Origin of the sequence: Deinococcus pimensis DSM 21231, assembly GCF_000519345.1 — a bacterium.
Lineage (GTDB): Bacteria > Deinococcota > Deinococci > Deinococcales > Deinococcaceae > Deinococcus_A > Deinococcus_A pimensis.
On record NZ_KI912674.1, the window covers coordinates 132,804 to 154,416 of the forward strand.

General features: G+C 71.8%; 24 protein-coding genes. 12 read left to right on the plus strand and 12 right to left on the minus strand.

Features of this window, described 5'->3' with window-relative positions; translation table 11 throughout:
• Positions 1 to 49 precede the first annotated feature (49 nt).
• The 3 genes from DEIPI_RS34080 to DEIPI_RS0123525 are packed head-to-tail and all read left to right on the plus strand — an operon-like array spanning position 50 to position 1,767.
• Positions 50 to 541 (plus strand): cupin domain-containing protein, encoded by a 492-nt coding sequence (locus tag DEIPI_RS34080; RefSeq protein ID WP_052351964.1) that lies wholly within the window; start codon positions 50 to 52, stop codon positions 539 to 541.
• Entirely contained in the window at positions 538 to 1,287 is a 750-nt protein-coding gene (locus tag DEIPI_RS0123520) for an AfsR/SARP family transcriptional regulator (protein WP_027483395.1), read from the plus strand. The genes DEIPI_RS34080 and DEIPI_RS0123520 overlap by 4 nt, the downstream gene beginning before the upstream one ends.
• Positions 1,288 to 1,311: 24 nt before the next feature.
• Positions 1,312 to 1,767: a DUF2269 family protein gene (locus DEIPI_RS0123525; protein WP_027483396.1), complete on the plus strand. Its 456-nt coding sequence runs from the start codon at positions 1,312 to 1,314 to the stop codon at positions 1,765 to 1,767.
• Positions 1,768 to 1,955: 188 nt separating this feature from the next.
• Here DEIPI_RS0123525 and DEIPI_RS0123530 read toward each other — a convergent pair whose 3' ends face one another.
• Genes DEIPI_RS0123530 through DEIPI_RS0123540 form a run of 3 tightly spaced genes read right to left on the minus strand, consistent with a single transcriptional unit; the run spans position 1,956 to position 4,385 of the window.
• Positions 1,956 to 2,891, minus strand: coding sequence for a PLP-dependent cysteine synthase family protein (locus DEIPI_RS0123530; RefSeq protein WP_027483397.1), 936 nt, complete (start codon positions 2,889 to 2,891; stop codon positions 1,956 to 1,958).
• Positions 2,892 to 2,917: 26 nt separating this feature from the next.
• On the minus strand, positions 2,918 to 3,673 hold the full coding sequence (locus tag DEIPI_RS0123535; RefSeq protein WP_027483398.1) for an SDR family NAD(P)-dependent oxidoreductase: 756 nt from the start codon (positions 3,671 to 3,673) through the stop codon (positions 2,918 to 2,920).
• A gap of 22 nt (positions 3,674 to 3,695) precedes the next feature.
• Positions 3,696 to 4,385: an SDR family oxidoreductase gene (locus tag DEIPI_RS0123540; protein WP_027483399.1), complete on the minus strand. Its 690-nt coding sequence runs from the start codon at positions 4,383 to 4,385 to the stop codon at positions 3,696 to 3,698.
• A gap of 315 nt (positions 4,386 to 4,700) precedes the next feature.
• On the opposite strand from DEIPI_RS0123540, the gene DEIPI_RS34085 reads away from it, so the two are divergent.
• From DEIPI_RS34085 to DEIPI_RS0123565, 5 genes are all read left to right on the plus strand, one after another.
• Positions 4,701 to 5,597 carry an SDR family oxidoreductase gene (locus DEIPI_RS34085; RefSeq protein ID WP_045235031.1) on the plus strand — a complete coding sequence of 299 codons (897 nt, stop codon included), beginning with the start codon at positions 4,701 to 4,703 and terminating at the stop codon, positions 5,595 to 5,597.
• A 99-nt stretch (positions 5,598 to 5,696) separates the two neighbouring features.
• Positions 5,697 to 6,053 carry a hypothetical protein gene (locus DEIPI_RS34090; protein WP_084474853.1) on the plus strand — a complete coding sequence of 119 codons (357 nt, stop codon included), beginning with the start codon at positions 5,697 to 5,699 and terminating at the stop codon, positions 6,051 to 6,053.
• Positions 6,054 to 6,107: 54 nt separating this feature from the next.
• Positions 6,108 to 6,878, plus strand: coding sequence for a M90 family metallopeptidase (locus tag DEIPI_RS34095; RefSeq protein WP_052351966.1), 771 nt, complete (start codon positions 6,108 to 6,110; stop codon positions 6,876 to 6,878).
• A gap of 63 nt (positions 6,879 to 6,941) precedes the next feature.
• Positions 6,942 to 8,129, plus strand: coding sequence for a PAS domain-containing protein (locus DEIPI_RS41675; protein ID WP_245588635.1), 1,188 nt, complete (start codon positions 6,942 to 6,944; stop codon positions 8,127 to 8,129).
• On the plus strand, positions 8,090 to 10,048 hold the full coding sequence (locus DEIPI_RS0123565) for a PAS domain-containing protein (protein ID WP_245588636.1): 1,959 nt from the start codon (positions 8,090 to 8,092) through the stop codon (positions 10,046 to 10,048). Before DEIPI_RS41675 ends, DEIPI_RS0123565 begins: the two co-directional genes overlap by 40 nt.
• 6 nt (positions 10,049 to 10,054) lie before the next feature.
• Here DEIPI_RS0123565 and DEIPI_RS0123570 read toward each other — a convergent pair whose 3' ends face one another.
• Positions 10,055 to 10,456 carry a DUF1801 domain-containing protein gene (locus DEIPI_RS0123570; RefSeq protein WP_027483402.1) on the minus strand — a complete coding sequence of 134 codons (402 nt, stop codon included), beginning with the start codon at positions 10,454 to 10,456 and terminating at the stop codon, positions 10,055 to 10,057.
• Positions 10,457 to 10,713: 257 nt separating this feature from the next.
• Between DEIPI_RS0123570 and DEIPI_RS0123575 the strand changes: the two genes are divergently transcribed.
• The gene (locus tag DEIPI_RS0123575; RefSeq protein ID WP_027483403.1) at positions 10,714 to 11,001 is read left to right on the plus strand and encodes a hypothetical protein; all 288 of its coding nucleotides are present in this window, start codon (positions 10,714 to 10,716) and stop codon (positions 10,999 to 11,001) included.
• 189 nt (positions 11,002 to 11,190) lie between these two features.
• On the plus strand, positions 11,191 to 11,592 hold the full coding sequence (locus DEIPI_RS0123580) for a winged helix-turn-helix transcriptional regulator (RefSeq protein ID WP_027483404.1): 402 nt from the start codon (positions 11,191 to 11,193) through the stop codon (positions 11,590 to 11,592).
• A 37-nt stretch (positions 11,593 to 11,629) separates the two neighbouring features.
• Here the strand turns inward: DEIPI_RS0123580 and DEIPI_RS0123585 are convergent, their stop codons facing one another.
• Positions 11,630 to 11,833, minus strand: a complete 204-nt coding sequence (locus tag DEIPI_RS0123585; protein WP_027483405.1) for a hypothetical protein — start codon at positions 11,831 to 11,833, stop codon at positions 11,630 to 11,632.
• Positions 11,834 to 11,881: 48 nt separating this feature from the next.
• Positions 11,882 to 12,769 carry a sulfurtransferase gene (locus tag DEIPI_RS0123590; RefSeq protein ID WP_045235032.1) on the minus strand — a complete coding sequence of 296 codons (888 nt, stop codon included), beginning with the start codon at positions 12,767 to 12,769 and terminating at the stop codon, positions 11,882 to 11,884.
• 147 nt (positions 12,770 to 12,916) lie between these two features.
• Here DEIPI_RS0123590 and DEIPI_RS0123595 point away from each other — a divergent pair, with 147 nt between their 5' ends.
• The gene (locus tag DEIPI_RS0123595; RefSeq protein WP_027483407.1) at positions 12,917 to 13,810 is read left to right on the plus strand and encodes a LysR family transcriptional regulator; all 894 of its coding nucleotides are present in this window, start codon (positions 12,917 to 12,919) and stop codon (positions 13,808 to 13,810) included.
• 12 nt (positions 13,811 to 13,822) lie between these two features.
• On the opposite strand, the gene DEIPI_RS0123600 is transcribed toward DEIPI_RS0123595, so the two are convergent.
• The 6 genes from DEIPI_RS0123600 to DEIPI_RS34110 all read right to left on the minus strand — a co-directional run bounded on the left by DEIPI_RS0123600 (position 13,823) and on the right by DEIPI_RS34110 (position 20,130).
• Complete coding sequence (locus DEIPI_RS0123600; protein WP_045235033.1) at positions 13,823 to 14,425, minus strand: GNAT family N-acetyltransferase; 603 nt, start codon at positions 14,423 to 14,425, stop codon at positions 13,823 to 13,825.
• Positions 14,426 to 14,566: 141 nt separating this feature from the next.
• Positions 14,567 to 15,715 (minus strand): vWA domain-containing protein, encoded by a 1,149-nt coding sequence (locus DEIPI_RS0123610; RefSeq protein WP_027483409.1) that lies wholly within the window; start codon positions 15,713 to 15,715, stop codon positions 14,567 to 14,569.
• A 69-nt stretch (positions 15,716 to 15,784) separates the two neighbouring features.
• Complete coding sequence (locus DEIPI_RS34100) at positions 15,785 to 16,789, minus strand: ATP-binding protein (RefSeq protein ID WP_045235034.1); 1,005 nt, start codon at positions 16,787 to 16,789, stop codon at positions 15,785 to 15,787.
• 16 nt (positions 16,790 to 16,805) lie between these two features.
• A complete protein-coding gene (locus DEIPI_RS0123620) occupies positions 16,806 to 18,494 on the minus strand; it encodes a M14 family metallopeptidase (protein ID WP_027483410.1) in 1,689 nt (562 codons plus the stop codon).
• Between the two features lie 113 nt (positions 18,495 to 18,607).
• On the minus strand, positions 18,608 to 19,615 hold the full coding sequence (locus tag DEIPI_RS34105) for a serine hydrolase domain-containing protein (protein WP_084474859.1): 1,008 nt from the start codon (positions 19,613 to 19,615) through the stop codon (positions 18,608 to 18,610).
• A 65-nt stretch (positions 19,616 to 19,680) separates the two neighbouring features.
• Positions 19,681 to 20,130, minus strand: a complete 450-nt coding sequence (locus DEIPI_RS34110; RefSeq protein ID WP_052351967.1) for a copper chaperone PCu(A)C — start codon at positions 20,128 to 20,130, stop codon at positions 19,681 to 19,683.
• A gap of 72 nt (positions 20,131 to 20,202) precedes the next feature.
• On the opposite strand from DEIPI_RS34110, the gene DEIPI_RS34115 reads away from it, so the two are divergent.
• Positions 20,203 to 21,613, plus strand: a 1,411-nt coding sequence (locus DEIPI_RS34115) for a heavy metal translocating P-type ATPase (RefSeq protein WP_084474861.1), incomplete at its 3' end; no start/stop codon positions are given.

A 21,613-nucleotide genomic window follows, 5' to 3' on the forward strand; every position in this document is an offset into this window, starting at 1 on the left:
AGCGCGGACCGCGCCCTTCCTACACTGCCCTCAGAGCTGGAGGTGACGTATGAACCCGACCGAACCCGTCTTCGTGCGCCGTGTCACGCGCGACAACACCTACGACCTGCGCGCCGACCGGTTCAGCGTGCTGCTGAGCGGCGAGGACACCGGGGGCCGCCTCGCCGTCCTCGACCTGTGCGCCCGCCGTTCCTTCGAGCTGCCCGTGCACGTCCATCGCCACGAGGACGAACTGATCGCCGTGATGGAGGGCCGCCTGGGCGTTCACGTCGGCGATCGGTACGCCGAGGCGGCCCCCGGTCAGGTGCTGCTCCTGCCGCGCGGGGTTCCCCACGCGCTGCACGTGCTCAGCGACACGGCCCGCCTGTGCGTGACCTACAGCCCCGCCGGGTTCGAGCACTTCCTGCGCGAGGTGGCGCGTCCCGCCGTGGGGTTCTGGCCAGACGCGCCCGGACCGCCCGACGTGCCGCGCCTCGTGGCGGTCGGTGAGCGGTACGGTCTGCAGTTCTTTCCCGGGACGACGACGCTGGAGGACGTATGAAGCAGGGTGCGGTGACCGAAACGGCTTCCACGTTGGTGCGGGTGCTGGGCCGCGCCACGGTCCGCGACGCGCTGGGCCTCGACCGGCCCGTCGAACGCAAGACCGCCGCGCTCCTCGCCTACCTCACCGTCGAGGGTCACGCGAGCCGCGCACGGCTGACGTCGCTGCTGTGGCCCGACACCCGCGAGGACGCCGCGCGCAACAACCTCGTCCATCTCCTGCGCAAGCTGACGGCGCTCGCGGGCACCCCGCTCGTCGAGGGTCGCGAGACGCTCGCGCTGCACCCGGACGTGCGCGTCGATCTCCACACGCTCCTCCCGGGGAGCGAGGCTCCGGGAGGAGCGCCGCCCACCGGACGTCTGCTCTGCACGCACGACTTCGACGACTGCCCCGAGCTCGACGAGTGGCTGCGGGCCGAACGCGAACGGCTGGAGGAGTGGCAGCTGATCGGGTTGCGCGAGCACGCCACCACCCTGGAGGCGCAGGGCGCGCACGACGCCGCGCTGAGCGTCGTCCTGCGCCTCCTCGACCTCGACCCGTACTCGGAGGACGCTCATCGCCGCCTGATGCGGCTGCACGCCCGCATGGGCAACCGGCACCGCGCGCTGCGCGCCTACGAGCGGCTGTGCGAGGTGCTGCGGCACGAACTCGGGGTGGAGCCGCTGCCCGAGACCGTCTCGCTCGCCCGGTCCCTGCGGCCCGCTCCCGCGCTCTCCGTCCGGTCCGCCTCACCCGTTCCCGCCTGAGTTCCCGCTTCACCGGAGGTCACCATGAAACTGCTCGTCCTGATTCACGTGCTGAGCGCCGTCATCGGCATCGGTCCCACCTTCTTCTCCGCCGCGCTGCTGCGCGGACGGCCGTCGAGCGCGGCGTTGCGGCACAACCTCGCGCTGTTCTCGACGCTGAGCTTCTTCCCCAAGATCGGCGGTACGCTGACGGTGCTCAGTGGGCTCGCGCTGATCTGGCGCGGGCAGTACGGCAGCGTGACGCAGCTGTGGCTGCTGGGCTCGCTGGTGCTCTACGTGCTGATCCAGGTCGTGGTCCTGGGTTACGTCGTGCCGCGTGTGGGCCGCCTGACGGCCTGGGCGTCGGGCCCGCAGGGTCGGGACGCGTCCGTCATGCCGGGCGAGCAGGCCGCGCTGCTCGGCGGCATTCACCGCGCGCACCTCGTGGTGGGCGCGCTGGGACTCGCGCTGTTCGCCCTGATGATCCTCAAGCCGAGTTGATCGGACGGAGCGCGGACGCCCTGGGTGGCGCCCGCGCTCCGTCGTCACGTTCCTGTCACGTTCCCGCCCCGCGCTTCACGTGCGCTTCACGGCGCGTTCGGTACAGTCACCTCAGGTCAGCGGGACTCGACGTGAGCAAGGGGAGGGGCGTCGATTCCCGCTGAACCCTTTTTTTGCGTCCGGGACGGTCAGTCCACGTACTTCAGGCCCGTGTCGCACAGCACCGTCGCGACGCACGCGTCCTCGCGCAGCCGTCCGCCGCGCAGCAGCTTCACCGCCGCGCAGACGTTCGCGGCGGCGGAGAAGCCGACGAAGAGCCCCTCGCGCCGCGCGAGACGCTCCCGCCACTCCAGCGCCTCCTCGTCCGTCACGGCGACGAACGCGTCCGCGAGGTCCGCGTCCCACTTGGGCGGCACGGACCCGTACCCGGTGCCCTGCAGCAGATGTCGGGGTTTCGTCACCGCGCGGCCCGCGAGCACCTCCGCCCCGGCGGGCTCGACCGCCACGCACAGCACGTGCGGCGCGGCCCGCTTGAGGAAGCGGCTCGTCCCGACGAAGGTGCCGCCGCTCCCGACGAGCGCGACGAAGGCGTCGAGCCGCCCCTCGGTGCCCCGCCACAGCTCCGGTCCGGTTCCTTCCTCGTGCGCGAGGACGCTGCCGGGGTTGTGGAACTGGTCCACGAGGTACCAGCCGCGCTCATGGGCGAGTTCGCGGGCGCGCGCGGACGCCGCGCCGATGTCCGCGCCCGTCACCTGCCCGGGCAGCCCGTCCACCTGCGGCACGAGCTCGACGTGCGCGCCGAGCCCGCGCAGCATCGCGACGCGCGCAGAACTGTTGCCGCTGGACATCACCGCCGTGAACTCGTGGCCCAGGACCGCGCACACCACGGCGAGGCCGGCGCCCATGTTTCCGCTCGTCATCTCCACCACGCCCTGCCCGGGAAGCAGGTCACCGCGTTCCAGGGCGCGGCGGACGATGGCGAGGGCCGCGCGGTCCTTCACGCTGCCGCCCGGCTGAACGAACTCCAGCTTCGCGAGCAGACGACCGGGCCCCTCGTACGCGCGGTCGAGGGCGACGAGGGGCGTGTGGCCGATGGCGTCGAGGACGCTCTTCAGGACGGGCATGCCCGAGCGTACGCCACGAGAGCCCCTCAGCGCACGTAGGACGCGCCGTTGATGTCGAGCGTCGCCCCGGTCATGTGCCGCGCGAGGCCCGACGCGAGGAACACCACCGTGTTCGCCACGTCCTCCGGCGGGGCGACGTCGCCGAGCGGAATGTCGCGCTCGATGTCGGCGGCGTGGTCGCGCAGGTACGGCTCGGCCATGTCCGTCCGCACCCAGCCGGGCGCCACGGCGTACGCCAGCACCCCGTCGCGGGCGTAGCCGCGCGCGATGGACCGCGTGAGCGCGATCACGCCGCCCTTGGACGCCGCGTAGTGCATCGCGTCGGGATTGTCCCCGCGAAACGCGGCGCGGCTCGCGATGTTCACGATGGTGCCGCCGCCCTCCTCGCGGAAGTGCCGCAGCGCCTCGCGGCACGTGTCGGCGACACTGACGAGGTTGACCTGCAGCGTCTCACGCCACACGTCCGCCCAGACGTCCGGGTCGTCGTCGATCGTGACGGACGGCGCGATGCCCGCGTTGTTCACGAGGACGTGCACCCGTCCCTGCCACGCGGCCGCCTCCGCGAAGAGCCGCGCGGCCTCACCGCCGCGTGACAGGTCCCCGTGCAGGACGAGCAGACGCCCCTCGGGGGCGTCCTGGGCAGGCTGCTGGTCGGGCCGTCCGCCGCGCCCCGCGTGCGCCACGACGGACGCGCCCACTTCGAGAAGCCTGCGGACGGTGACGGCGCCGATGCCGCGCGACGCGCCGGTCACGAACACGACGGTTCCGGTGAGGTCGATCATGCGCCCAGTACACCACGCGGGGCTACCAGGGCACGGGGCGACGGTCGTGGTAGAAGCCGCCGCTGGGGCCGCCCTCGGGCAGCGTGGCGAGCCACACGACCGTGTCCGCGCCCTGCTCCACGCTCCTCGGCGCGCTCTGCCCGCCCATGTCCGTCCTGACCCAGCCCGGGTCGACGCTGTTGACCAGCACCCGCCGTCCGCCCGCGTGCGCGACCAGACGCGTGAGCGCGTTGAGGGCCGCCTTGCTCGCCGAGTACGCGGGCGCGTACCCGCCCATGCCCGAGAGCTGCCCGGCACCGCTGCTGACGTTCACGACCCGCCCGTGGCCCCGCTCGCGCATGCCGGGCACGAAGGCCTGACACAGCGCGAGCGGCCCGAGGAAGTTCACCTCCAGGCTCTCGCGGTACGCGCCCAGGGGGATGCTCAGCGCGTCGCCGTCCTCGCCCAGCAGCACCGCGGCGTTGTTCACGAGGACGTCCACCCTCGGGTGGGCACGCGCGAGCGCGTGCACGGACGCCTCGTCGGCCACGTCGAGCGGCACGAAGGCCACCTGTCCGCCTCCGGCACGCAGGGACTCCGCGGCGCGCTCTCCGCGCTCCTCGTCGCGCGCGGCGAGCAGAACGTGCAGCCCGCGAGCGGCGAGCTGACGGCAGACTTCGAGGCCGATGCCGCGGTTGCCTCCGGTGACGAGCGCGATCCTGGAGTCGGTCATGGCTCACTTCACCGCGCGACTGAGGCGCATGTGGTGAGCGGCGGCTTCAGGGCGTGCCGGGCGCGACAAAGGTTCAGCGGAACCCGACGCCCCTCCCCTTGCTCACGTCGAGTCCCGCTGACCTGAGGTGACTGTACCGAACGCGCCGTGAAGCGCACGTGAAGCGCGGGGCGGGAACGTGACAGGAACGTGACGAGCGCCCAGCAGGCACGATGAGGTTCGGACGGGGCGCGGCCCGCGCCCCGACGGTGCTACGCTGGACTCCCACCCCGACGGTTCCCATCCACGAGTTCTCCCTCCCCGCAGGAGGTCAGGATGATCCTCGTCGTCGGAAGCACGGGCAGTCTGGGCAGCAGCATCTGTGAACTGCTCAGGGCGCAGGGACGCGCGGTGCGCGGCCTGTGCCGCCCCAGCTCGGACCTCGCGCGGGTGCGGACGCTGACCTCGCTCGGCGTCGAGCTCGTCGAGGGAGACCTCAAGGACCCCGCGTCGCTCGCGCGAGCCTGTGAGGGTGTCGATGCCGTGATCAGCACGGCCACCACCACGCTGCGTGACCAGACACGTGACGCGATCGGAAGCGTGGATCACGACGGACAGCTCGCGCTCGTCGACGCGGCGGCGCGGGCCGGAGTGCGGCGCTTCGTGTACGTCTCGTACCCTACGGGGTTCGACGGCCCCGAACCGTCACCCCTGTCCCTTGCCAAGAGGGCGGTGGAGGCCCGCCTGCGGGCAGGCGGCATGACCTTCACGATCCTGCAGCCCGTGGCGTTCCTCGAGGTGTGGATGGGTCCCGCGCTCGGCTTCGACTACGCGCGCGGACAGGTACGAATCCTGGGGAGCGGTGAGGGCAGGGTCAGCTGGATCGCCACGCGGGACGTGGCGCGCTACGCCGTCGCCAGCCTCGACAGCGACGAGGCGCGTGACGTCACGATCGAACTCGTCGGAGACGTCATGAGTCCGAACGACGCGGTCCGGCTGTTCGAGCAGACCTCGGGCCGGTCCTTCGAGGTCACGCGGGTTCCCGTGGAGGCGCTCGAGGCGCAGCGGGCGACGGCCACGACGGACCTCGACCGGAGCTTCGTGGACATCATGCTGACCCTCGCGAGAGGGTTCGAGGTGGAGCGCAGCGCGTTCCAGCGTCAGGCTGGCTTCGAGCCGCGCTCCGTCGCGGACTACGTGTCAAGCGTGGCGACGCCCGCGTCGACCTCCTGAGGGCCGCCTGGATCGTGCCGACTCGCCGTCGGTCCGAAACGGTGGAGGACGTGTGCGGCAGCGTTCACGGGTGGAACGCGTCTGGTGGTTCACTCTGGTATGGACCTGGGTGCTGTGCTGGCATGGATGGGCGCGGGCCTCACCGTCGGCCTGGGGCTGCTTGGTGTGCTGCGCCCGGACGTGGCGGCGGCCCTCGTGGGAATCGGCGCCATCGGTTCACGCGGCACGTCCGAGGTCCGCGCCACCTACGGAGGCTTGTTTCTCGGGCTGGGGCTCGCGGCGTTCTGGCTGGGTCCTCCTGGCTGGCTGGTGCGCGGCCTGGCCTGGGGTGGCGCGGCGCTGGTCCGTCTGCTCTCGCTCGTCGTGGACCGCCCTTTCGACGGGCGCAACGTCGGGGGCGTGCTGCTGGAGGGGAGCATCGCGCTCCTGTTGCTCGCTCATCGACTTCCAGGATGACCTGAAGCGTCCCTTCCGAGGTTCACCTTTCCGAAGTGCTATACTTTACATAGTATGTTCTCGCGCTGGCGTCGTTCCAGGATCACCCGCAGGCCCTTCTCGGAGGCCTGGCTTCACATCCTGGAGACGCGCGTGGAGGCCTACGCCCGCCTCAACGGCGACGAACGGGCCCTCCTGCGCGCCCGTGTGCAGGTCTTCCTCGCGGAGAAGACCTTCGTCGGCTGCGCGGGGCTCGACGTCACCGACGAGATGCGCGTCGTCGTCGCCGCGCAGGCCAGCCGGCTCGAACTGGGACGCCGCCCCACCTTCTTTCCGCACTGCCTCACCGTCTACCTCTACCCGGGCGCGTTCGTCTCTACCGTCACGGACACCCTCGCGGGCGGCGTCGTCGACGAGCGGCGCGTCGTCCGCGTCGGCGAGTCCTGGCGGCGCGGCGGCGTCGTCCTCGCCTGGGACGAGACCCTCGCCGCGTCCCTCGGTCATACGCCCGGACGGAACGTCGTCCTGCACGAATTCGCGCACCAGCTCGACGGCTGGGACGGCAGCGTGGACGGCGTGCCCGAACTGCGCGGCCAGGGCGCACTGGACCGCTGGCAACGCGGCATGCAGGCCGCGTACCTCACGCTGATCCACGACCTCCCGCGCGGACAGGCCAGCATCGACGCGTACGCCGCCACGAGCCCCGCCGAGTTCTTCGCGGTGACCACCGAACTGTACTTCGAGGACGTGGACGCCCTGCGGGACCGCTACCCCGTCGTGCCCGAACTGCTCGAAGGGTACTACGGCGTCGAAGCGCTCGGCGGTCGCGTCCGCCACCTCAACTGACCCGCCGACCACATAATGAAGTTTCCGACACTTCGGGGGTCCGACCCGCCCGTTAGCCTGACCATGATGCCCGACAACAGCACCGACGCCGACGCCGACGTCGCGGCGGCCCTCGCGCTCTACGCGGACAGCCCCGACTGCGTCAAGGTCCTCGACGAGCACGGCCACCTGCTCCGCATGAACCCCGGCGGTCTGCGGATCATGGAGATCCCGGACTTCACGCAGTGCGAGGGCGCCTCCTGGCCGGACTTCTGGCAGGACGACACCCGCCCCGCGCTGCTCGCCGCGCTCGACACGGCCCGCGCGGGCGGCACGGGCCGCTTCGACGGATTCTGCCGCACCTTCGCGGGCACGCCCCGCTGGTGGGACGTCAACGTCCGCGCCCTGCGCGGTGGCGGTCCGGGACGTTTCCTCGCCGTCTCGCGCGACGTCACCGCGCGGGTCCTCGCGGAGAGCGTGGCACGCGGTCAGGCACAGGTGCTGGAGGCGCTCACGCGCGGGGCCCCCCTGGGCGAAGTCCTCGAGGAGATCACGGCGCTCGTGGAGCGCCTGACGGGCGCCACGCGCTGCGTCCTCCTCACGCTCCACGACGTGGCGACGCCCGGCACTCCCGGCGCTCCCGCCACTCCCGCCGCTCTCCACGGGGCGCCTCACTTCTTCACGCCCCTGCTCGACGAGCGGGGCGACCTGCACGGCACGCTCGAAGTGTCCTTCGGTCCGCCCGGCGTTCCCGCCGAGGAGGCGCTCGACGTGGCCCGCGTGGGCGCGCGACTCGCGACGCTCGCGCTGCAGCGTGACCGACAGGCCCGCGCGTTGGAGGCGAGCGAACGGCGTTACCGCACGCTCTTCGAAGCGCTGCCGAACGTCGCGTGGTCCTCCAGCGAGGGCGGACAGGTCAATGCCTTCAACCGACACTGGTCCATCCTGACGGGCCTGCCCACCCGCCCGGACGGACGCTCCTGGATCGAGGCGGTCCACCCCGACGACCGTGAGGCCGCGCTGCGCGCGAGGAGGGCCTGCGGCACCACGCGCCCTACACGGCGGACATCCGCTTCCGCCTTCGTGACGGCACGTACCGCTGGCACACCTGCCACGTCGTGCCGCTCCCGGAGGACGAGGCGACCCCGGAGTACGCCTGGCTCGGCCACGCCGTGGACGTGCACGACCGCGTCGTGGCGGAGTGGCGCAACGTCGCGTTGCGTGACTTCGCCGTGGCGCTCAGCGCGGCCGCCTCCCGTCAGGAGATCCTGACCGCGCTCGCCGAGCGCGGCGCGCAGGCGGCGGGCGCGCACGCGTGCCTCGTGCACCGGCATGCGGCCCCGGTCGATCGGCGGATCGTCACGCACCACGGGTACCCTCCGGGACAGGTCGAGGCGTACGTCAAGGCGCACGAGGCGCGCTTTCCCGCGTTCGAGGATCGCCTCGAACGGGGCGAGCCGATCTTCCTGCCGGACGCCGGGACCGTCCGTGCCGCGTTCCCGAGCGTCCCGGGCACCCCCGACGTTCCGGGCGCCGTGGCGATCCTGCCGCTCAGGACGCACGGTCGACCCTTCGGTTCGCTCACGTTCAGCTTCCCGCATCCCAGCGCGTTCGACGAGGCGGAACGCGCCTTCCTCGGAGCCCTCGCGGGCTCGTTCCAGCAGGCCCTGACGCGCGCCGAGGTCGTCGAGGCCGAACGTCAGGCGCGCCACGAGCTGAGCGCGGCCACCGCCATCATCGACGCGTTCGTGCGCGAGGCGCCCGTGGGACTCGCGCTGCTCGACCGCTCGCTGCGCTACGTGCGGGTGAACGACCTGATCGCGCAGGTCAACGGTCACGACGCCGAGCGGCATGCGGGCCGCACGGTGGAGGAGGCGTCACCCCACGTCGCGGCGCTCGTCCGGCCGCAGTTCGAGGAGGTGCTGCGGACCGGACGGACGCTTCGCGACGTGCGTCTGGAGGGCCGCGACCCCGATCACACGGGCGCCCGGCGGACCTGGCGGGCCACGCACTTCCCGGTCCGCGGCGGCGCGGGGGAAGTGCTCGGGGTGGGAACGCTCGTCGTGGAGACCACCGAGCAGGAGCGCGCGCAGGAGGCGCTCCGGGCGAGCGAGGCCCGGCTGCGGAGCCTGATCGACCACTTCCCGCACGGCGCGGTGGTCCTCTTCGACCATGACCTGCGCTACCTCTTCGCGGGCGGTCAGGGCCTCGCGGACGTGAACCTGCGCCCGGAGACGCTCGTCGGCTCGACCCTCACGGAGCTCTTCCCGGGAGAGATCGCCGGGCGGCTCGAAGGGCCCTACCGGGACGCGCTCGCGGGGCACCCCACCACCACCGAGGTGAGTTTCGCGGGACGGGTATTCCTCGCGCGGGTCGCGCCCGTCCGGGGTGAGGACGGCGCGGTCCTGGCGGGCCTGCTCATCACGCAGGACATCACGGACCTCAAGACCGCCGAGGACAGCCTGCGCCGCCTGAACGCCACGCTCAACACCACCGTGGAGGAACGCACCCGGCACCTGCAGGACCTTCACGCGGAGCTGCGCGCCTACACCGCCGCGATGTCGCGCGACCTGCAGGAACCCGCGCGGCGCATCGAGGCGTTCCTGGGGCTGCTCGCCCGCCGCCTCGACGAGACGCTCGACGAACGCTCGCGCGGCTACCTGACGATGGTGCAGAACGAGGCGCGCCGCGTGGGCGACCTCGTCACGCAGCTGCTCAACCTGTCTCTGCTGGAACGCCGGGAGCTGCGTCAGGACGCCGTGCCGCTCAACGTGCTGGTCACGCAGGTGCGCAGCGACCTCGCGCCGGGCCTCGCGGGACGCGCCGTGGAGTGGGCGGTGGAGGACCTGCCCGTCGTGCGGGGCGACGCGCTGATGTTGCGGCAGGTGTTCGCGGAACTGTTCGCGGGCGCGCTCGACGCGGCACATCACGAGCGGGTCGCGGTGATCGAGGTGAGCGCCGAGACGGGCGGCGGTACCGCGACCGTCCGGGTTCGGGACAACGCCGCCGGACCGGGCCTCGGGGAGGCCGAGGCCCTGTTCGAGGTGGGCGCGCGCGCACCCGGCGAGGTCGGCGTGGGGGCACGCGTCGGGCTCGCGAACGTGCGGCGCATCGTGGAACGCCACGGGGGCCGCGTGTGGGTGGAGGACGCGGGCGGCGTGGTGTTCGCGTTGACGTTGCCCCTCGCCTGAGGTCGGTCAGCCTTTGCGGGGGCGGGCGGCGTTGAGCGCGGCCGCCTCGCGGACCAGCGCCCTGAACGCGTCCTCGTCGACGACTTCACCTTCCCGGAGGTCGATGGCGCGCCGGGTGTTTCCCTCCAGGCTCGCGTTGAACAGACCCGCAGGGTCCGTCATTGCCGCGCCGCGCGCGAAGGTGAGCTTGACGACCTCGCGGTACGTCTCGCCCGTACAGATGATGCCGTGACGGGACCACACGGGCGTTCCTCGCCACTTCCACTCCTCGCTGACGTCCGGGACGGCGTCGAGGATCAGGGCGCGCATCCTGGCGAGCGTCGGTCCGCGCCAGTCCGCGAGGGAGGCGACGCGACGCGTGATGAGTTCGGAGGCCGTGAGGGGCTGATCGTGCGTGGTGTCGCTCATGCGGTCATCGTAGGAGATCCGGCATTCGCGACGGTCGGACCGTCGGAACCATCCTGTGGCCGTGCCTCACCCCGCGCTCACGTCTTCATGTCCGGCGCCACCCGCGTGACGGCGGTGTCAGAACGAGCGGCGTACCCTGGGCGCATCCCTCCACCACGGTCGGCGCTTCCCACGGGTTCGGCAATGGTCCACACCACTTCAACTCGCCGCTCATGCCATGCCGCGGTCAAGTCCGGCGTCGTCCACCAGGAGGCCGTGTGCTCATCCTCACCTCCAGCGTCGTTCCTCGCGTCATCCACCACGGAAGTGCCACCCGCCACATCCTCGAACTCCAGGTCGCCCTGAGCGCGCCCCTCACGACCACCCAGACCCGCACGGTCCGTCGACTGCTCGACCGGATCGCGCAGACGCTCGCCGGACGGCCCGCCCGGGAGGCCGAGCTCGACCACCTCACCCGGCACCCCCAGCACCTCGCCTACCTCGTGGGGTCCTACGAGGAGGAACTGCTGCGCGCCTTCGAACACGTCCTGCACCGCCCGGCCTGAGCGGACGCACCCCGGGACACACTTCGAGGTCGTCACGCACGCCAACGGAGGCGCGCCCGCGCCACTCGCCCGCGCCGTGCGAAGCGCGGCGGCGTCGTTCTTCCCGGCGGCGGCGGCCGGGTCGCGGGAGCGTGAGGCCGCGCGGGGCACATGAGCCCACGGTTCCCCGCTCGTGAGGCATGATGGGGAATGCCGACCCTCGCTGCCCGGACGCGGCTCCTCAGCTACCTTCGACGTCACGGCCGAACCGCGCCACTCAAGCTCGCGAGCGAGACGGGACTTTCCCGGGACGCCGTCCACACCCTGCTCGACGACCTGATGGACTGCGGCGAGGTGTATTACGGAGACGGCGGATACGAACTCGCGTCCGTCCGGATCGACGTGCCGCACGAGGATCCGTCCGCGCAGGCGGCCGTGCTCACGCACCTGCGGGGACGCAAGGACACGGCCGCCGGCGTCGCGAGGGCGACGGGACTCACCCCGGTCGCGGCGCTCTCCGCATGCGAACACCTGCTCGCGCGGGGACAGTTGCGCGCGCGCAGCGTGGGAAGCCTGCGGCTGTACCTCTGCGCGCCCATCACGACCGATTGACCTCGCGGGAGGGTCGTCGGTCGTGGGCGGAAGCGGCTCAGCGGCGGATCCGTCTGCGGAGGAGCGCGAACAGGGGGTAGTACAGCGCGGCGTAACTGGCGACCGCGCCGAGCGGGGAGAGGTACCAGGGCCAGTTGAGCACCATCCAGAACACGACGAACATGAAGCACGCGAAGTACCCGGCGATCAGCACCGTGATGCGGCGGGCCTTGTCACGCGGGGTCCAGGATTCGAGGTCCATTCGTGAGTCTCCTTGCCCGCGTGTCGCCGCGGGTGGGCGGAAATGAGGTCAGGGGGTCTTCTCGATGGGCAGGCCGACACCGTTGCCCCACTCGGTCCACGAGCCGTCGTAGTTGCGGACGTCCGGGTAGCCGAGCAGTTGCGTCAGCACGAACCAGGTGTGACTGCTGCGCTCCGCGATGCGGCAGTACGTGACCACCGCGCGCTCGGGTGTGACGCCCGCGTCCGCGTAGAGCCGCGCGAGCTGCGCGCGCGGCCTGAACGTGCCGTCGTGCCGGACCGCCATCGCCCAGGGGAGGTTCGTCGCACCGGGGATGTGGCCGCCGCGCAGCACGCCTTCCTGAGGGTATTCGGGCAGGTGCGTCACGAGCCCGGCGTACTCGTCGGGGCTGCGCACGTCCACCAGCGCTCCCCGACCCTCACGCACGGTCTGGAGGTGACGCAGCACGTCGTCCCGCAGGATCCGCAGGGACTCGTCACGCACGCCGACCGGGTAGGTGGTGGGCGTGAACCGGGGCGGGTCGGTGGTGAGGTCGAAGCCGTCCGCGAGGAGCTTCTGTCGGCCGCCGTCGAGGAGCTTCACGCGCGCGTGCCCGTTGTAGCGAAGGAACCAGAAGGCGTACGTGGCCCACCAGTTGCTCTTGTCGCCGTACAGCACGACCGTCGTGTCGGGGGTGACGCCCAGGCGCCCCATCAGCGCGGCGAAGGCCTCGGGCGTGACGAAGTCGCGGACGACCCTGTCCCACAGGTCGCGGCGACTGTCGAGCCGGGCCGCGCCCGGCACGTGTCCCGCGTCGTACAGCGAGGAGTCCTCGCTGGCCTCCATGACGCGGACGTCGTGAGCCCCGAGGTGCGCGGCGAGCCAGGAGGTATCGACCACGACGTCGTTCGCGAACGTGTGAGGTGACGCTTCTCGGGTGGGGGCGGTGTGGGGCATCTGGACCTCCTGGCCTGCGGGAAGGTTCGTGACGAGGGTCCGGTCACGGTCGACGTTCAGGCTACGCCGGGTCGGCGGGGCCCTCAAGAGCGTGCGCCAGGGAACTGATATAGATGTTTTAGATAACACTGACGCTAGGCTGTGCGCATGCGTCTGAGTTCCGATCTGCTCGTCACGTTCAGCGTCGTCGCGGAGCACGGCAACATCAGCCGCGCCGCCGAGGCGCTCCGGCTCAGCCAGCCCGCCGTGAGCGCGCAGCTCAGGAGCCTGCAGGACGTCGTGGGAGAGCGGCTGTACACCCGGACCGCGCACGGGATCGCCCTCACGGACGCCGGGCGCGACCTGCTCGGGTACGCCCGCGTGATCGCGACGACGCTCTCCGGCGCGAGCGAGCACCTCTCGTCGCGCCGGACGCGGCCCAGGCCCCTGCGCCTCGGGTTGTCGTGGACGCTGGGCGCCTGGGCAGTCGACATCGTCCTGAGCGCGCGCGACGCGGGCCAGGAGGTGCGCGTCACGAGCGGGCACTCCACGTCCCTGGTGGAGGCCGTCACGACGGGCGACCTGGACGCGGCGCTCGTCGTGCGGTCTTCCGAGACGCTCCCGGCGGGCACCACCTCGCATGCCTTCAGCGCGGAGGACCTCAGCCTGCTCGTTCCGGGCGGTCATCCGCTCGAGCGGCGCGGTTCGACACCGTTGCTGCCCGTGTCGGAGGAGGTGTTCCTGTGGCCGATGGTGGGCTCGACCGTCGCGCGACACGCGGAACGTCTGCTGGGGGAGGCGGGGGTGACGCCCGCCGGGCAGCTCGAACTGGGCAGCCTCACGGCGGTCCGTGAAGCGCTCGCGCGGGGCGTGGGCGTGACGATCCTGCCGCCGAGCGTGGCCGCGCCGGAGATCGAGGCGGGCACGGTGAGTCCCGTGCTGATCGAGGCGCCGAACGTGACGCTGGAGTACGTGCTGGTCACGCCGAGCGACGTGCTGGCACGCCCGGAGTCACGCCGACTGCTCGACCTCGTACGCGCCACGCGCGCGCGGCGGTCCTGAGGAGACGCGCGGTCAGGACGCTCCCCCTCGCGTGGCACGCAGGTGCAGGAGCCTCGCGCGCACCGCCGGCCAGTCCGCGCGGGTCACGGCGTACATGACGGTGTCGCGCACGTACCCGTCGGGCAGGACCATGTGCGCGCGCAGCACGCCCTCCCGCTGCGCGCCGAGCCGTTCGATCGCGCGCTGCGAGCGTTCGTTGCGGGCGTCCGTCTTGAGCTGCACGCGGCCCAGCCCGAGATCCTCGAAGCAGAACGTGAGCAGGAGCGACTTCGCCTCCGTGTTGAGCCACGAACGCCACGCCGAGCGCACAATCCAGGTCCGACCGATCTCCACGCGGCGGTGCTGCGCGGAATACTCGTACAGGCTGCTGCTGCCCACCACACGATTCGAGGCGACGTCGACGAGGACGAACGCCAGCCCGTCGCCCCGCTCACGCTCGACCCGGACGAGCTCCAGCCATGACGTGAGCCGCGCGGGGTCACGCAGGTCCAGGGCACCAAGGTACCGCCACAGCTCCGGGTCCTGGGCGGCCTCGACGAGACCCGGGAGGTGCCGCTCCTCGAGCGGTTCGAGCCGCAGGCGGTCCGACGCGAGCGTCACGGGCAGCAGGGTCACGGAATCAGCTCGCTCGCGGCGCGCTTCAGGGCGAAACGCGCTCCGTGAACGTCCTCGGAAGGGTGAACGGTCCGGTCCATACCTTCAACGTACTCCGGCGGCAGGCAGGCGCGCAGGCTCGATCGAGCGCGCGGGCCCGCTTCACCCGACGATCCGCAGCACCTCACCGAACGGGAACGCCTCGCTAGCGAGCCCGCCGGGCGTCACGGCCCAGAGGGTCCGCCCGGGTGGACTCTGCTCACCCTGCGGGAAGCGCCCGTGGCCGTCGGTGAGGTAGACCCGCACGCCCACGTCGCGTGTCCGCTCGAAGAACGGGCGGAAGTCGGTGCCGCCGCCGCCGTGCGGGGCGGGAAGACCGCCCGGGTGGTCGAGCTCGAAGGGACCGTGGAGCGCGACGTCCGCCCAGTACAACGTCGCCCGCACGTGCGGGTAGCTGCCGAGGATGCCGCGCACCTCACTGAGGAACGCGCCGAGCTCCCGCTCCCCGACCGAGCCGGACGTGTCGACGCAGATGGCCACGTCCACCTCGTGACTCGCGAGGTCCTCGACGTACAGGCCCCGGTGGACGTGTCGTCGGTCGAACTCGCCGAAGTCGGTGCGGCTGGGCGTGAGGGAGCGCCACAACGCGGCGCGCCAGTCGATGCCGGGCCGCCCCTCCCCGACGACTCGCCGCGCTCCGAGGGGCAGGGCGCCCGCGAGCCGGGCGGTGGTGGCGGCATTCCTGACGGCGTCCTTCCAGTAGGCTTCCAGCCGTTCCCGCGCCGAGCGGTCGAGGAGCCGCGACTCCCCGTCGGGCCCCGCCTCGTCGGAAGGACCGCCCGGACCGGCGGGCAGCACGTCCCGCGCTTCGAGGGGAAGGTGCCCCTGAAGGTCCCCGCTCGCGAGCAGTTCGTAGATTTCCTCCACGCTGAGGTGCTGGACACGCGGGTCACGCGCGGCGCCCCGGGGGAGCGTGTAGCCGTCGTGCTCCGCGACGGCGTTCACGACGATGTCCGCCGCGACGTTCCACCGCTCGCGGTCGCGGCCGCCCATGCGGACGCAGTGCAGCAGGGCGTTGTGGAGGGTCTCGTGGACGAGCACGCCGGTCAGTTCGTCGTCGCTGAGCCGCTCGGCGAACGCGGCGTCGAAGTAGATGCCCCGCCCGTCGGCGCAGGCGGTGAGCACCCGGTGGGCACCGACGTGCGTCGCGAGCCGTGGATCCGCGTACATCACCAGCACGCCGTAGAAGGGATTCCTGCTGCGGAGCTCGATGATGGCCTTCTGGATCCGCTGTTCGAACGGTCGCGGCATACGCACCTCCTGACGGGCGTCACGGGCGGGGAAGGATCGAGGTCGAGGGAACGCGGGCCCCTGGGCGATTCAGTCGAGCAGGTCGGTGTAGGCGTCCATCAGGCGTCCGAGCCGCTCGTCGGTGGTGAGCAGCAGCGCGAAGTCACGGAAGACACCGCGTTCCCGGAGGCGTGGAACGAGCAGGCTCGCCGTCATCTGCATCCACTCCAGGTGGTCCGCGCCGATCCACTTGAGGGCGTTGCCCGCCTCCTCGGGTGTCCCGGCGCGCAGGGCGAGCGCGGTGGTGATCGCCCAGCGTTCGTCGCTCGCGCCCGGGAACGCCTGCGGGGACCGCTCTCCGAGCCGCAGGATCTCCGCCGCGTCCGGGATGCGGTCGTACACGCGCAGGAAACTGTAGAACTCACCCGCGGCGGCGTCCCCGACGGCGGGACCGACGTCGATGCCGTGGGTGTGGAGTTCGCTGGCCATGGCCCACGTGCGGGGGGTGGGGAAGGCGACGTCCGGTCCGCTCATGTCGTGCAGGACGGCGGGACGGTACCCGAGGAAGGCCACGATCTTCTCGTGCACGCCCGCGCGCGCGGCGTGGGCGCGGAAGTCGTCGAGGTCCTCCTCGACGGTGAGGTGCAGCATGCGGTTCGCGACGGGCCGGGGCAGGTCGAACACGCTCGCGCGGTCCTCCTTGCGGTTCCCGGCGGCCCAGACGAACATGTCGTCGGGCACGACGTAGTCGCCGACTCGGCGGTCGAGGATGAGCTGCTGCGCGATGCCCTGCATGACGGGCGGCGCGAGGTTGAACTCGTCGAGGAAGAGCACCGTGCGGCCCTGCCGTGGCAGGAAGCTCGGGGCGAGCCAGCGGGCGACGTTCTCCTCGAGGTCGGGGACGGGCAGGCCGCGCACGTCGGTCGGGGCGAGCTGGGAGAGGCGCAGGTCGACGAGGGCGAGGTGGCGCGCGTGGGCGACCTCGGCGACGAGGGCGCTCTTGCCGATGCCGGGTTTGCCCCACAGCATGATCGTGCGGTAGATGCGCTCCTCGACGACGCGTTCGAGGAACCGCCGGACTTCGCTGGGCTTCACGAGGCTTCCCTGCCGTTCAAGCGAGCCGTACCGTCGCGCGGGTGGTGCCCGCGCGGGTGGAGACCGCCGTGACGGTGACGTCCGTGCCGAGCGGCGCGCGCACCACCCACCGCACCAGCGTTTCCTGGTTCGTCGCGCCGCCCGCCCCGGCGAAGAGGAGCGGTCGGGCGCTGCGACCTTCGAGGTGCCCCACGTCCCGTGACCGTTCGCCCTGCACGAGCGACGCGCCCTGAGGCAGGTCGAGCGTGACGCGGATCGGTGGGACGACGCCGCGTTCACGCGCCCTCGCGGACGTGTAGGTCGGCAGGTACCCGAGGTTCTCCACCACGGCGGACACCTGGAAGATCTTGTGGCCGTCGTGGTTGCCGCCGATGCGGACCGCGTCGAGGGTGCGGACGTTGAGTCGTGGGGCGGTCTCGGCGTGATCGAGGGTGAACAGGGTGTGCCTGCGGGCGATGTCGGGCAGGAAGGCCGCGGGCGCGTTCTGCCAGAAGCGTTTGGTGTCCCAGCCGCCGATCTCGACCTTTCCGAGTTCGGGGTGCTCGAAGGGCGTCCAGTCGTGGAAGCCGCCTAGCGCGTGCGCGTCGTTGAACGCGAGGATCTTGAGGTCGTCCTCCTCGGGATGGTCGCGGAACCAGCCGATGAAGTCGCGCTTCCCCACGCCCGCCTCGCCGATGACGTCCCACAGTTCGTTCGCGAAGGCGAAGATGCCGAGGCCGTCGTACAGCCAGTCGAAGAACCCGCCGGACAGCACGGTCTTGGGGTCGTAGCGGAAGCCGTGGTAGACGCTGGTGTGCGGGTAGCCGGTGAGGTCCGTGCCGCGCTGACCCAGACGCCTGTACACGTCGAGGTCGTGGGTGGGGAGCGCGTCGTCCGGCTGGGAGGACGAGGGCCGCAGGATCACGCCGCTGAAGGTGTGGTAGGACTGCACGCCGTTCACGTTGGGGTGCGCGGTGAGGAAGTCCGCGACGGCGCGCGTTTCGGGTTCGCTGAGCGGGAAGGGGCCCGCGCCGCGTTGCTGACTCTCGGGCGCCCAGCCCTGCGGGAAGTTCCGGTTGAGGTCGAGGCCGTACCGGGGCGGCGCGTCGCTGACGGTGTAGCCGTCGTGGCCGCGGACGCGGCCCTCGACGTAGCGGTGGTAGAAGGTGCCGTCCAGGTCGAAGGGACCCCTGGGGCGCATGAGGCGCGGGTCGCGTTCGCTGATCTTCCAGGCGCCCTTGGGGTCCGGGACGCGCATCTCGAGGATGAGGCCGTTGCCGTCGACGTCCTCGGGCGTGAGGCCGTCGCGTTCGTCCGTGAAGGGGTACGGGGTGGTGTTGGAGCGCAGCAGACGCGGGGTGGTGAGGTACGCCTCGGTGCCGTCGGGACTGAGGCGCGGCGCGACGTACACGGCGAGTCGGTCGAGGATGCGGGTCGCCTGCGGGTCGGTGCCGTATCCGTTCGTGAGGTGATCGATGGTGTACAGGGCGGCCGCGCCGCCGGTGACCTCGCCCGCGTGGATGTTCGCGTCGATCCAGTAGCCGGGTTTCTCGAGGTCGGGGCCGGTGTCGGTGTTGGTGAGCGTCATCACCCAGAGGTCGCGGCCCTCGCGGGTGCGGCCGATGCTGTCGAGCCGGGCGAGACGCGGGTGGTGGGTCACGACCTCGTGCAGGTACGCCGTGAGCTCGTCGTAGGTGTGGAAACGGCTGAGGTCCAGGTGCGGCACGCGCCCTCCGTGGCGAGATTGAAGTGCGCGCAGTATATCCAGATCCGGATCGTGGGGTCGGTCGTGACGTTCGGGGGAGGCGGGCTTCGTGGGTGGGGCTGAAGGGGTCGAGGTCAGGTTTCGCCCGTGCCCGGGTCGCTCCGAGCCTGTCGCTCGGCGTCCTGGATGATCGGCAGAATGAGGTCGCCTATGACGTACCGGTGGCTGGGGTGGGGCGTCGTGGATCCCGTCATGACGACCACCAGGTCGAGCCTCGGGAAGACCGCGAGGTACTGACCGCCGAACCCGGTGGCGTACCAGCCCTCCTCGTCGTGCTCGCGCGTCACCCACCACAGGTAGCCGTAGTCGTCGATGCCCTCCATCCACGCGTAGCCGCGCACACGCGGACGCGTGGAGGTCCGCAGCCAGTCGGTCGGCGCGACGAGTCGGTCGTCGGCGCGGCCACCGTGGGCGACCATGATCCCGAAGCGCAGCAGGGCTCGAGGCGTCAACCTCACGTAGCCGCAGCCGAAGGGCCGACCACGCGGGTCGCGCGGCCAGTCCGCGAGCCGCACGCCGAGCGGCGTGAGCAGGGTGTCCTGAAGCAGGGTCGCGAGGTCCGTTCCGGCGGCGCGGGCGAGCAGCTCGCCGAGGACGTGCGTTCCCGCGTTGGAATACCGGAACGTCTCTCCCGGCGCGCCCTGAAGTTCGTGTTCGAGCGCGAAGGCGATGGGGTCCTCGCTTCCGAACCAGGCGTCGTCGTACGCCTCGTCGGTCAGTTCGGAGGGCAGTCCGCCCGTCATGGTGAGCAGATGCTCCACCGTCACGTCGGTCCAGCGTGGGTCACGGACGCGGGACGTGAATTCCGGGAAGAATTCCAGCACGTTCGCGCGCGCGTCGGGGAGGACGCCGCGGTGGATCAGGGTGCCGCACAGGGTGCCGATCAGGGTTTTGGTGATGGACTGCAGGTCCTGGGGGTCGTCTGCCGCGCAGTTCCAGTACCTTTCCAGGACGGTTCGTCCATGTCGGGCCACGAGCAGGCTCGTCACGTGCGGCAGGTCACGGGTGACGAGCCGGGCGGCGTCCTCGAGCGCCGGGTCGTCGACCTGGCCCGTTCCGGTCCGGGCGGGCGGGGAATCCATGGGGGGATGCTACCGCTTCACGGGGTGGCCGGGCCGATCAGACGTGACGGGTGGGGAGGCCGACTTCAGTACGGGTTGACGGGAACGTCGAGCGTGATGTCCCCGCCCGGCTGCAGGGACAGGGTGACGGGGACCTTCTCGCCCTTCCTGAGCGGCCGGGTGACGTTCATCAGCATGAGGTGGTCTCCACCGGGCTTGAAGACGAGGCTCGACTTCGGTGCGATGGTGAGGTCGATGGGATCGTGCCTCGCTCCGGAGTGGTCCCGCATCGGCATGACGTCCCTGGCGGCGCTGGTCCTGACGCCGAGGAGCTTCACCGGGGTGGGCCCCGTGTTGCTGACGGTGAGGTAGAGCACGCCGTCCTCGACCGTGGGCAGGGTCTCTCTCAACTCGGCCTTCGTCACGTGCACGGCGCCTGACGTGACGTCGGCCGACGGGCGCTCGGTCTCCGCGCTTTTCGGGGTGCAGGAGAAGAGCAGGAGGAGGGGCAGGAGGAGTCGGGGGTCGGTCTTCACCTCGTCAGGCTACGCCCGGACTCCGAGTCAGATGTCCTTACATCTGAGAAGGTGTTCATATATCATGGGGTCATGAGCCGCACCGCCGCCGCGCCGGAACCCGTCACGCTCGAATATCTCGTGGAGGGCATGGACTGCCCGTCGTGCGTCCGCAAGATCGAAGGGGCGCTCGAACGGACGCCCGGAGCCGCGCACGCGCGCGCCAACCTCACCACCCGAACGCTGCGGCTCACCCTCGACGAGGCGCGCACGCCGAGGGAGGCCGTCGAACGCACCCTGCGCGAGCTCGGCCACGCCGCCCGGCCCATCCGGACCCGCGAGGCGCCCACCCACGAACACGAGACGCGGCCCTGGCACGGCACCCGGCAGGGCCGCCTCGTCGTCGGCACGGGCGCGCTCCTCGCGCTCGCGTTCCTCTTCGGCCTCGTCGAGCCTCGCCTCGCCGGTCTCGGGTACGCCGCCGCCACCCTCATCGGCACCTGGCCCGTCGCCCGGCGCGCGGCCGCCGCTGCCCGCGCGGGCACGCCGCTGAGCATCGACACCCTCGTCACGCTCGCCGCGATCGGCGCTCTCTTCATCGGGGAGGCCGCGGAGGCCGCCGTCGTCGTCTTCCTCTTCGCGGTGGGCGAACTCCTCGAAGGTGTCGCCGCGGGCCGCGCGCGCGCAGGCATCCGGGCGCTCGCCGCGCTCGCGCCGTCCACGGCCCGGCTCCTGCGCGGCGGGCACGTCGTCGACGTGCCCGTGGGCGCCCTGCGCGCCGGTGATCTCGTCCAGGTCCGCGTGGGGGACCGCGTCCCCTCGGACGGCACCATCACGGACGGCGAGGCGCACCTCGACGATTCCCCCGTCACGGGCGAGAGCGTCCCCGTCCACCGCGGCGCGGGCGACACCGTGTACGCGGGCAGCATCGCCACGGACGGCGTCCTCGTCGTCCGGATCGAACGGGAGGCGCACGACAACACCATCGCCCGCATCATCCGCCTCGTCGAGGACGCCGAGACCGCCCGAGCGCCCGTCGCGCGCTTCATCGACCGCTTCAGCCGCGTCTACACGCCCGCCGTGGTGCTCGTCGCGGCCCTCGCGGCCCTCGTGCCGATGCTGCTCGCCGGGACGTACCTTCCCGACGCGCTCTACCGGGGAGTCGCGCTGCTGCTCATCGGCTGCCCGTGCGCGCTCGTGCTGAGCGTGCCCGCCGCCGTCACGAGCGCCCTGAGCGCCGGAGCGCGCCACGGACTGCTCGTCAAGGGCGGCGCCGCCCTCGAAGCCATCGGCGGGGCGCGCACCGTCGCGTTCGACAAGACCGGCACCCTCACCGAGGGACGCCCGCGCGTCACGCACGTCGTCCCGCTCGTCGGCACGCAGGACGACGTGCTGCGTCTCGCCGCGAGCGTCGAGGCGACCTCCACGCACCCTCTCGCGCGCGCCATCGTCGAGCGCGCCCCCGGGTCCCTCCTCACCGCGCGGCGCGCGCGGGCACTGGCGG